The 388-nt window shown below is 67.3% G+C and carries 1 protein-coding gene; it reads left to right on the top strand.

Going from position 1 to position 388, the window contains the following annotated elements; translation table 11 throughout:
* The coding region (locus DKT72_RS19050) for a hypothetical protein (RefSeq protein WP_220628172.1) at nucleotides 1–388 on the top strand (388 nt) is incomplete at both ends.

Genomic DNA, 388 nt, shown 5'->3' on the forward strand with positions numbered 1-388 from the left:
ATCAGGCGATTGACGGCTGGGTGGCCGCCGCGCGCGAGTCCGGCGCGGGTAAAGCCGGTGATTCCGGGGATGGCGTTGCCGCCGATGATTCTGCTACCGTGCTGGCCGATGGCGCAGCTGGCTCGCCGAACCGTGATTCCGACACCCCGTCCGGCCCTCGCCTGTTGCTGATCGGCAAGTCGCTGACGACGATGACCTACCCACATGTGGCCTCACACTACGGTCTGCCGTTCGTGCTGCTGACCCCGGTGCTGCATCACGCCGACTTCGATCCATCCGCCCGGGTGATTCCGGTGCCGGCTGTCGGCGATGATATCGTCGCCGAATCCGAGGCCCCGAGCGTGGCCGAAGCAAGGGCGATCATCCGCGCGGAACAGGCCGGCCAGTC

The sequence above is a fragment of the Confluentibacter sediminis genome (assembly GCF_003258355.1).
In the GTDB taxonomy this organism is placed as follows: domain Bacteria; phylum Bacteroidota; class Bacteroidia; order Flavobacteriales; family Flavobacteriaceae; genus Confluentibacter; species Confluentibacter sediminis.